The sequence below is a fragment of the Burkholderia ambifaria AMMD genome (assembly GCF_000203915.1).
GTDB lineage: Bacteria > Pseudomonadota > Gammaproteobacteria > Burkholderiales > Burkholderiaceae > Burkholderia > Burkholderia ambifaria.
Genome location: NC_008385.1, coordinates 37,553 through 43,581, shown reverse-complemented (window position 1 = coordinate 43,581; position 6,029 = coordinate 37,553). Strand labels below are relative to the sequence as shown.

The 6,029-nt window shown below is 64.1% G+C and carries 6 protein-coding genes; all 6 read left to right on the top strand.

Going from position 1 to position 6,029, the window contains the following annotated elements:
- Positions 1-19 precede the first annotated feature (19 nt).
- From trbB to trbG, 6 genes are read left to right on the top strand one after another with little or no spacing between them, the layout of a single operon-like run.
- On the top strand, positions 20-982 hold the full coding sequence (gene trbB, locus BAMB_RS33010) for a P-type conjugative transfer ATPase TrbB (RefSeq protein ID WP_000132020.1): 963 nt from the start codon (positions 20-22) through the stop codon (positions 980-982).
- Between the two features lie 16 nt (positions 983-998).
- Positions 999-1,463, top strand: coding sequence for a conjugal transfer system pilin TrbC (gene trbC, locus BAMB_RS33005; RefSeq protein ID WP_011114046.1), 465 nt, complete (start codon positions 999-1,001; stop codon positions 1,461-1,463).
- A gap of 3 nt (positions 1,464-1,466) precedes the next feature.
- Entirely contained in the window at positions 1,467-1,778 is a 312-nt protein-coding gene (locus BAMB_RS33000) for a conjugal transfer protein TrbD (protein ID WP_001207961.1), read from the top strand.
- Positions 1,775-4,333, top strand: a complete 2,559-nt coding sequence (locus BAMB_RS32995) for a VirB4 family type IV secretion/conjugal transfer ATPase (protein WP_011114047.1) — start codon at positions 1,775-1,777, stop codon at positions 4,331-4,333. Before BAMB_RS33000 ends, BAMB_RS32995 begins: the two co-directional genes overlap by 4 nt.
- A complete protein-coding gene (locus BAMB_RS32990) occupies positions 4,330-5,112 on the top strand; it encodes a conjugal transfer protein TrbF (protein WP_006122481.1) in 783 nt (260 codons plus the stop codon). The genes BAMB_RS32995 and BAMB_RS32990 overlap by 4 nt, the downstream gene beginning before the upstream one ends.
- Positions 5,113-5,129: 17 nt before the next feature.
- A complete protein-coding gene (gene trbG / locus BAMB_RS32985) occupies positions 5,130-6,029 on the top strand; it encodes a P-type conjugative transfer protein TrbG (RefSeq protein ID WP_006122480.1) in 900 nt (299 codons plus the stop codon).

The window sequence follows — 6,029 nt, the reverse complement described above, 5'->3', positions numbered from 1 at the left end:
GGCATACAGGGCATACGGAATGACCGACCAGAAACCAGAACACAACAGCATCAAGGAACGGGCGAAGAAGAAGCTCGAACGCGACATGGGGCCGGAGCTGCTGGCCGCCCTCAACGATCCCAAGACCGTTGAAATCATGCTCAACGCGGACGGCAAGCTCTGGCTCGAACGCCTGGGCGAGCCGATGAAGTGCATCGGCACGCTGCGCGTCGCGCAGGCGCAAGCCATCATCGAAACCATCGCGGGCTACCACGGCAAGGAAGTCACGCGCTCCAAGCCGATCCTGGAAGGCGAGCTGCCCCTTGATGGCAGTCGCTTCGCCGGCCAGCTCCCGCCGGTTGTGCCCGCACCCACCTTCGCCATTCGGAAGAAGGCCGTCGCCATCTTCACGCTCGATCAGTACGTCGAACGCGGAATCATGACCGCGCCGCAGCGCGAGGCATTGATTGCAGCGGTGCGCGCGCACCGGAACATCCTTGTGATCGGCGGCACCGGCTCGGGCAAGACCACGCTGGTGAACGCGATCATCAACGAGATGGTGATTCAAGACCCGACCGAGCGGGTTTTCATCATCGAGGACACCGGCGAAATCCAGTGCGCCGCCGAGAACTACGTCCAGTACCACACCAGCATCGACGTGAACATGACGGCGCTGCTGAAAACCACCCTCCGCATGCGCCCCGACCGAATCCTGGTCGGCGAGGTGCGCGGCCCCGAAGCCCTTGATCTGTTGATGGCCTGGAACACCGGGCACGAAGGAGGTGCTGCAACCCTGCACGCAAACAACGCCAAAGCTGGATTGGATCGGCTCGCCATGCTCATCAGCATGCACCCCGATTCCCCGAAACCCATTGAACCGCTTATCGGCGAGGCGGTTCACGTGGTTGTTCATATCGCCCGCGTCGAAGGCTCGCGGCGCATCCAGGAAATCTTGGAGGTTTCCGGGTTCGCCAACGGCCAGTACATCACCAAAACCCTCTGACTAGGAGTTACGACCAATGCAAGCAACCTTCCCGGCATTCCGCCTCAACCGCAACGCCCTGTTCTACATGGGCCTCTTCGCCCTCCTGGCGTTCTTCCTGCTGGCCCCCCAGCACGCATTCGCCTCCGAGGGCACCGGCGGCTCTCTGCCGTATGAGAGCTGGCTGACCAACCTCCGCAACTCCGTCACCGGCCCGGTGGCCTTCGCGCTGTCGATCATCGGCATCGTGGTCGCCGGCGGCATCCTGATCTTCGGCGGCGAACTCAACGGCTTCTTCCGCACGTTGATCTTCATCGTCCTGGTCATGGCCCTGCTGGTCGGCGCGCAGAACATGATGAGCACGTTCTTCGGCCGTGGCGCGGAAATCGCCGCCCTGACCGATGGCGCGCTGCACCAGGTCAAGGTCGCCGCGCTGGACGTGGCCGGCTTCCCCGGCGAAGCCGTCATGCGCTGGGCCGAGCGCGGCCACATCGCGGGGTAAGTCATGGCTCTGCGCGCGATCCCCATCCGTAGGGCCGGCAACCGAGAAAACCTGTTCATGGGCGGGGATCGTGAGCTGGTGATGTTCTCGGGCCTGCTGGCCGGCGCGCTGATTTTCAGCGCCCAAGAAGTGAGGGCAACGGTGTTCGGCATCGCCTTGTGGTTCGGCGCGCTCTTCGCGCTGCGCCTCATGGCGAAGGCCGATCCGAAGCTGCGACACGTGTACCTGCGGCACCGCCGGTACAAGCCGTACTACCCGGCTCGCAGCACGCCCTTCCGTGACAACACGCCGAGTCAAGGGAAGCAATACAAATGATCGAAGCAATCGCAATTGCCATTGCTGTGCTCGGTGCGGTTCTGTTGCTCATCCTCTTTGCCCGCATCCGGGCTGTCGATGCCGAGCTGAAGCTCAAGAAGCATCGCGCCAAGGATGCCGGCCTGGCCGATCTGCTCAATTACGCCGCCGTGGTCGATGACGGCGTGATCGTGGGCAAGAACGGCTCCTTTATGGCCGCCTGGCTGTACAAGGGGGATGACAACGCCAGCAGCACCGAGGAACAGCGGGAAATGGTGTCGTTCCGCATCAACCAGGCCCTGGCGGGCCTGGGGAACGGCTGGATGGTGCATGTCGATGCTGTGCGTCGGCCTGCGCCGAACTACTCGGAGCGGGGCGTGTCATCGTTCCCCGACTCCGTTTCCTTCGCCATTGACGAGGAACGCCGGCGCTTGTTCGAGGGCCTGGGCGCGATGTTCGAGGGCTACTTTGTCCTGACCGTCACGTGGTTCCCGCCAGTGCTGGCCCAGCGCAAGTTTGTCGAACTCATGTTCGATGACGATGCGGTGGCTCCCGACCATACGGCGCGCACTACGGGCCTGATTGCGCAGTTCAAGCGCGAGATCACCAGCCTGGAATCGCGCCTGTCCTCGGCGGTCAAGATGACGCGCCTGCGCGGCCAAAAAGTCGTGTCGGAAGAGGGCAGGGAAGTCACGCACGATGACTTCCTGAGCTGGTTGCAGTTCTGCGTGACGGGCCTCCATCACCCGGTCATGCTGCCCAGCAATCCGATGTACCTCGATGCGGTAATCGGCGGGCAAGAGCTGTGGGGCGGCGTCGTGCCCAAGATCGGGCGCAAGTTCATCCAGGTGGTCGCCATCGAAGGCTTCCCCTTGGAGTCAACGCCTGGGGTGCTCTCGGCCCTGGCCGAGCTGCCCAGCGAATACCGCTGGTCGAGCCGCTTCATCTTCATGGATCAGCACGAGTCCTTGAAGCACCTGGACAAGTTCCGCAAGAAGTGGAAGCAGAAGATTCGCGGCTTCTTCGATCAGGTGTTCAACACGAATACCGGCTCGATCAACCAGGACGCGGCCGCGATGGTCGGCGACGCCGAGGCGGCCATCGCCGAGGTCAACAGCGGCTTGGTGGCGGCCGGCTACTACACCAGCGTGGTCGTGCTGATGGACGAGGATCGGGAGCGCCTGGCGGCCTCCGCGCTCCTGGTCGAGAAGGCCGTCAACCGCCTGGCCTTCGCGGCCCGTATCGAGACGATCAACACGCTCGATGCGTACCTGGGCAGCTTGCCCGGCCACGGCGTCGAGAACGTGCGCCGGCCGCTCATCAACACGATGAACCTGGCCGACCTGCTGCCGACAAGCTCGATCTGGACGGGCAGCGCCACGGCTCCGTGCCCGATGTACCCGCCGCTGTCGCCGGCGCTCATGCACTGCGTGACGGTGGGCGCTACGCCGTTCCGCCTGAACCTGCACGTGCGCGACCTGGGCCACACCTTCATGTTCGGCCCGACCGGCGCAGGCAAATCGACGCACCTGGGCATCATCGCCGCGCAGCTCCGTCGCTACGCCGGCATGTCGATCTACGCCTTCGACAAGGGCATGTCGATGTACCCACTCGCGGCCGGCATCCGCGCGGCCACGAAGGGCAAGAGCGGCCTGCATTTCACGGTGGCCGCCGACGATGACCGCCTGGCGTTCTGCCCGCTCCAGTTCCTCGAAACGAAGGGGGATAGGGCCTGGGCGATGGAGTGGATCGACACCATCCTGGCGTTGAACGGCGTCAACACCACGCCGGCGCAGCGCAACGAGATCGGCAACGCGATCATGAGCATGCACGCCAGCGGCGCGCGCACGCTCTCCGAGTTCTCGGTGACGATTCAGGACGAGGCGATCCGCGAGGCCATCAAGCAGTACACGGTGGACGGCTCGATGGGCCACCTGCTCGACGCCGAAGAGGACGGCCTGTCGCTGTCCGACTTCACGGTGTTCGAGATCGAAGAGCTGATGAACCTGGGCGAGAAGTTCGCGCTGCCGGTGCTGCTCTACCTGTTCCGCCGCATCGAGCGCGCACTGAAAGGCCAGCCCTCCGTCATCATCCTGGACGAAGCCTGGTTGATGCTGGGCCACCCCGCGTTCCGCGCCAAGATCAGGGAATGGCTCAAGGTGCTGCGCAAGGCCAACTGCCTTGTGCTGATGGCGACGCAAAGCCTCTCCGACGCGGCCAACTCGGGCATCTTGGACGTGATCGTGGAATCGACCGCGACCAAGATTTTCCTGCCCAACGTCTACGCCAGGGATGAGGACACATCGGCGCTCTATCGCCGTATGGGCCTCAACGCGCGTCAGATCGAAATCCTGGCGACTGCCATTCCGAAGCGTCAGTACTACTACGTCTCGGAGAACGGCCGCCGTCTCTATGACCTTGCCCTGGGGCCGATGGCCCTGGCCTTCGTCGGTGCGTCCGACAAGGAATCGGTCGCCACCATCAAGAGCCTCGAAGCCAAGTTCGGCCACGAATGGGTGCATGAGTGGCTGGCCGGCCGTGGGCTGAATCTCAACGACTACCTGGAGGCCGCATGAGCATCGCCGACACCCTCAAGGGCTTGATCTTCAAGAAGCCCGCCAACTCCGCCGAGCCGCGCGATCCGCGCCGCTCGAAGGAACCGCTCGCCGGCGGCCGCCGTGCGGGCGAGGCCGAGAACCCCTACCTGGCCGCGCGCCGCACCTGGAACGATCACGTGGGCGGCGTCGTCTCGCAGCGCCAAACCTGGCAGGTGATCGGCATCCTGTCGCTGTTGATCGCGCTGGCCGGCGTGGGTGGCGTGATCCACATCGGCAGCCAGTCGAAGTTCATCCCCTACGTGGTCGAGGTGGACAAGCTGGGCCAGACGGTGGCCGCCGGCCCGGTGCAGGCCGCAGGGAAGGCCGATCCGCGTGTCATCCACGCCGCCGTTGCGGACTGGATGAGCTGCGCGCGCATGGTGTCGCCTGACGTGGCCTTGCAGCGCAAGTGCGTGTTCAAGGCGTACTCGATGCTCGCCCCCAACGATCCGGCGACGCCAAAGATGAACGAGTGGTTGAACGGCACGCCCGATTCCAGCCCGTTCAAGCGCGCCGAGAAGGAAATGGTCAGCGTCGAGATCAAGACCGTCATCCCGCAAACGCCCGACACCTGGCAAGTCGAGTGGGTGGAAACCACGCGCGACCGCCAAGGCACGCTGAAAGGTCAGCCCGTCACCTGGCGCGCGCTCGTGACTACCTACATCGCCGAGGTCACGCCCAACACCACCGATGAGCAACTGCGGAACAACCCGTTGAGCATCTACGTGCGTGATTACTCCTGGTCCCGCATCCAATGAATTCGAGGTCATCCACCATGAAGAAAACCCTCTCCGCTTTGATCGTGGGCGCTGCTGTGGCGGTGCCCTCCCTGGCTCTGGCCGCCCCTGGCGACGACATTGCCGACAAGTATTTCAACAAGACCAACCCGACGCTGACCGCTCAAGAGCGCGCGGCGCTCGCCATCGCCAAACGGTGGGAAGCGGGGTCGGCGACCGGCATCAAGCCGGTGGCCGGCTCGGGCGGTGCCATCAAGTTCGTGTACGGCGCGCAGCAGCCGAGCATCGTTTGCGCGGTGCTCCAGGTGTGCGACGTGGCCTTGCAGCCCGGCGAACAAGTGAACTCGATCAACCTGGGCGACACGGCCAGGTGGACGGTGGAACCGGCCATCACCGGCAGCGGCGCGACCGAGGTTCAGCACCTCATCATCAAGCCGATGGACGTGGGCCTCGAAACCAGCCTGGTTGTGACCACGAACCGCCGCAGCTACCACTTCCGCCTGCGCTCGCATCGCACCGAGTACATGCCGCAAGTCTCGTTCACGTACCCCGAGGAAGCGCAAGCCAAGTGGGACGCGATCCAGCGCCGCGAGAAGCAGGAACGCACCGACAACACCCTGCCGGCGACGGGCGAGTACCTGGGCGATCTCTCGTTCGACTATGAGCTGTCCGGGTCGGCGAGCTGGAAGCCTGTGCGCGTCTACAACGATGGCCGCAAGACCATCATCGAAATGCCCGGCACGATGCAGCAGACCGAAGCGCCGACGCTCCTGGTCGTGCGCAAAGAGGGCGGCTTGTTCACCGACGACGAAACGGTGCTGGTCAATTACCGCGTGCAGGGCAATCGCTACATCGTGGACACGGTGTTTGACCGCGCGATCCTGATTGCCGGTGTTGGCAGTAGCCAAGACCGCGTGACCATCAGCCGGAGGAAGTGA

Bases quoted from the DNA above. Each gene is read 5' to 3' on its own strand.
- trbB (WP_000132020.1), top strand. From the start codon at position 20: ATGACCGACCAGAAACCAGAACACAACAGCATCAAGGAACGGGCGAAG.
- trbC (WP_011114046.1), top strand. From the start codon at position 999: ATGCAAGCAACCTTCCCGGCATTCCGCCTCAACCGCAACGCCCTGTTC.
- BAMB_RS33000 (WP_001207961.1), top strand. From the start codon at position 1,467: ATGGCTCTGCGCGCGATCCCCATCCGTAGGGCCGGCAACCGAGAAAAC.
- BAMB_RS32995 (WP_011114047.1), top strand. From the start codon at position 1,775: ATGATCGAAGCAATCGCAATTGCCATTGCTGTGCTCGGTGCGGTTCTG.
- BAMB_RS32990 (WP_006122481.1), top strand. From the start codon at position 4,330: ATGAGCATCGCCGACACCCTCAAGGGCTTGATCTTCAAGAAGCCCGCC.
- trbG (WP_006122480.1), top strand. From the start codon at position 5,130: ATGAAGAAAACCCTCTCCGCTTTGATCGTGGGCGCTGCTGTGGCGGTG.